This window comes from Neisseria sp. P0022.S010 (assembly GCF_051956635.1).
Genome location: NZ_JBQCXF010000286.1, coordinates 1 through 3,733, shown reverse-complemented (window position 1 = coordinate 3,733; position 3,733 = coordinate 1). Strand labels below are relative to the sequence as shown.

Here is a 3,733-nt window from a genome sequence, read left to right as displayed (position 1 = left end):
GTTTAAGGTAAGCCGATTGTTTAGTTACAGCTGTGATAGAATAGCCTGAACTTGACTTTTAAATATTGATTAAGGACGACATGATGTCTATTGTTAAAAATTCCGTAGTTTCCCTGCATTATGAAATGTACGATGCAAACAACCAGCTGTTGGACAAAACTGAAGAGCCGATTGCTTACCTGCATGGCGGTTATGACGGTATTTTCCCTTTGGTGGAAGAAGCGTTGCACGGCAAAAATGTAGGCGATACTGTTGAAGTGGCTTTGTCTCCTGATGATGCCTTCGGAGAGCAAGATCCTGAGCTGGTGCGTATTGAAGATGTCAGCGTATTTCCTGTTGAAGTTGAAGTCGGCATGATGTTTGAAGCCGATGATCCGGAAACAGGCGATGTATTGATTTATCGTGTAACCGATGTTGCCGACGGTAAAGCCGTAGTGGACGGCAACCATCCTTTGGCCGGTATGAAAGTATTGTTCAAAGCGACCGTTGAAGGTGTGCGCGATGCGACCGAGGAAGAAATTGCCCACGGTCACGTACATGGCCCACACGGTCATCACCACCACTAATCAGGCTTGAAGCATGATAAAGGCCGTCTGAAAAGGAATGAAACCTTCCTTTTCAGACGGCCTTAAGTTTTTACAAGACAGATAAATAGGAAATTTTGGCGCAGGTCAAATCAAACAGGGAAATATGGATTTTGTTAGAGATTACAATGAATTACATGTAACGGTGCGACACAATCTGTATTAAGATTCAGATATTGGTAAAACAGGCAGAATGCAATGAGTGAAATATTGGAGCAGCAGGCTGTAGAGGCCGGTATTGATTTAGGCTACCACGACATCAACGGTACATATCATGCGACCAAACCTGAAGTGTTGGAATCGATCGTTGCTGTTTTGGACAAAAGCAAACCGGATTCAGACGGCCTTTATCTGAATACGATGGTCGCGCATGAAAACGGCGAAGAATCTTTACAGATGCCGTCTGAATTTCATGGTGCGGAAGCGGTCGTATTGATTGATGAGGCGGATGAGTGCCGGACCTTGACTTTATATCCGGGCGACAACGATACGCTTTGGATTAAGCTGCCCCAACTGGCTTGCGGTTATTACACTTTGTCGGCCGAGACCGGCGGAAAATGTTTCCTTGTACGCCTGATTGTTGCGCCTGAATCGGTTTACCAACCCAAACTGCTTGCCAATGGCGGTCGGATGAATGGTTTGACCATGCATTTGTACAGCCTGCGTTCCGAGCGCAACTGGGGTATAGGCGACTTTACCGATTTGCTGAACCTGATGAAATATGCGGCAGAGAAAAAGCTGGATTTTGTCGGTATCAACCCTTTGCACGCCTTGTTTACCAGCAAGCCTGCCTTTGCCAGCCCGTATAGCCCTTCTTCGCGCGAATAGCTTAATCCGATTTACTCAGCCTTGCACAAATCATCATTCCTGCCGCCGATTTGCACGAACAAATCTCACTGGCAGGTACGGAAGCATCCGGTACCAGTAACATGAAATTTGCCCTCAACGGCGCAATCTGTATGGGTACGCTGGACGGCGCGAACGTTGAGATTTTGGAAAAAGTCGGCGCGGACAACTGCTATATCTTCGGTAACACCGTAGAACAAGTCGAAGAAATCCGCCACAACGGTTACGACCCGTTGAGCTATATCGAGCGAGACAGCGACCTGCGCCGCGTCGTCAATCAAATCAGCCAAGGCACTTTCTCTCCGGAAGAGCCAAACCGCTACAACGACGTGTTGCAACCATACGGCGACTTCTATCAGCTGATGGCGGATTTCCGCAGCTACATTGACACGCAATACAAAGCGGACGAACACTACCGCAACGTATCCGCATGGCGCAAATCAGCCTTGATCAACATCGCCAACATGGGCTTCTTCTCATCCGACCGCTCCATCGCCGACTACTGCCGCGATATTTGGTACATCAAACCATTGAGTGAAAAAGAATTGCCCGGCAGAAATTAAGCGTTAAGCAGATAGCGAAAGCCGATACATCGGAAAGGTGTATCGGCTTTTTTTAGACGGCATGATATAGAAACGAGTAAAACAGCATGGTTATATCGCTGTTTTAGCGTATTTCTAAATGACTCAATTTAAAACCGATATTTAAAACCCAACAGCCATTCGTTTTGGCGGTAGCGGTAATACACCGCGTTGCTGTGTGCGATTGTTCGCCTGAAACGCAGTTCGGGATATACGCCTTTGATATTCCATTGAGGAAAACCCGCCGCAGCCATCATGATGTATTGCTTGTCGCGCCGCCGTTTGTTATCGCTGACGAAACTTGCCGCGTCATACAGGCTGCGGCGGTAGAGCAGGATGGCGTTGAGGTAAGTACCGCTTGAAAAAAAACTATACGCTCCCAGCCGTGTCGTATATTCTTTGCTGGAAGAGGATTTTTCGGGATAGGCTTTGCGTGCGGCATCGAAGTTGGCGAACAGTCCGCTTTTGGGTGTAAGAGAAAATTCTGCCCCTACGCCCAGTTCGTATTGCTTATAGTCGGCAAAATAATCTTTGTTTTGTCCGCTGTATCCGGTCTTTTTTGCTCCGGCATGTGAGTTAATGCGCCAGCGTGGGGAGAGTGTGTGCGACCAGTCGGCATCCGCACCCCATGCGCGGTAGTGGGTGTGGCGGTTGCGGAAGTCGTATTCGAAATAGGGCAGCAGGGAAAAGGAGGAGCGTGCGTCGGCATAGGCGTATCCCGCGTACAGCGAACCGTTGTGATAGCCGTAATCCGGCATGGCTGCCGAATCTTTGTCTTTTTCCGTGTAGCGGTTGCCGTACAGCACACCGCGCACCTGTACGCCGTGATGCCCTTTGAGCGGGACGGTTTTTTCGGCGGTCGCGCTATAGGATGAGAAGGTCGAATCCGTTGGCGCGGGCAGGGTGCGCTCCATCAGGCACATGCCCGCGATTTCCCACACGCATTGGCTGATGCCGTTGCCTTGGTTTACATTGCTGTTGTAGCCGTAGCCGAGGCTGATTTGGCCGTGCCAACGGCGGCGTTTGCCCAGTTCGGACAGGTAGTTTTCCACGATGGGGCGGGTTTCTGCGGGAATGTCCGTTTTCAGAACTTTCTCAAACGCGGCGGCGGACTCTTTGTTTTGGTTGTCTTCGGCATAAAACCGCCCCGCTTCGAGCAGCAGGCGCGGGTTGTCGGGTTCGGCTTCCAAGGCCGTCTGAAAACTGTTCCCCGCCGCGCGGAAATCCCCTTCGTCCCGTTTTTGCAGCGCATCGGCCAAATGAATCAGCGCGGGTTTGTGCCGGGGCAGTTTGGCGTAGCGGGCGGCGAACTGCCGCACCTTGTGCCACTGCCGCGCGTTGAGGGCGTGGTAAATCGCGCTTTCCAACTCTTCCGCCGTGTCGCCGACTTGGTAGACTGTACCGTCTATCATGATGTAGCCGTCGTTTTCCTCCGCTTCCCCGTGTGCCTGTTTCGTGTCCAGCCAACCGCTTTCGCGGTATTGCTGCGTTTGGCGGCCGCTTTCGTCCAGCAGGCGGCGGCGTTCGTCCGCGGCATCGTCGGACGGGGCGGCAAGGCAGACCGTACAGAGCGGCAGGAAAAGCAGGCAGAGGCGGTGGGTCATGTGATGGGGTCCTTTGGGGCGGGGAGGCCGTCTGAAAGAAGTAAAAACAGAAATTCCGCAAGGCAATGCAGGTTTGCACGGCACTTCGGAAACAGGTCAGCCGCAGTATATTTATGCC

General features: G+C 51.3%; 3 protein-coding genes and 1 pseudogene. 3 read left to right on the top strand and 1 reads right to left on the bottom strand.

Annotation, left to right across the window (positions count from 1 at the left end):
• Nucleotides 1-83: 83 nt before the first annotated feature.
• From ACTHUT_RS15450 to ACTHUT_RS15440, 3 genes and pseudogenes are all read left to right on the top strand, one after another.
• A complete protein-coding gene (locus ACTHUT_RS15450) occupies nt 84-566 on the top strand; it encodes an FKBP-type peptidyl-prolyl cis-trans isomerase (protein ID WP_003683125.1) in 483 nt (160 codons plus the stop codon).
• A 216-nt stretch (nt 567-782) separates the two neighbouring features.
• Complete coding sequence (locus tag ACTHUT_RS15445) at nt 783-1,412, top strand: 4-alpha-glucanotransferase (RefSeq protein WP_250600076.1); 630 nt, start codon at nt 783-785, stop codon at nt 1,410-1,412.
• 14 nt (nt 1,413-1,426) lie between these two features.
• Nucleotides 1,427-1,993, top strand: a pseudogene (locus ACTHUT_RS15440) (glycogen/starch/alpha-glucan phosphorylase); the annotation flags it as partial.
• A 128-nt stretch (nt 1,994-2,121) separates the two neighbouring features.
• On the opposite strand, the gene ACTHUT_RS15435 reads toward ACTHUT_RS15440, so the two are convergent.
• Complete coding sequence (locus ACTHUT_RS15435) at nt 2,122-3,615, bottom strand: surface lipoprotein assembly modifier (protein WP_250600078.1); 1,494 nt, start codon at nt 3,613-3,615, stop codon at nt 2,122-2,124.
• Nucleotides 3,616-3,733: the final 118 nt, after the last annotated feature.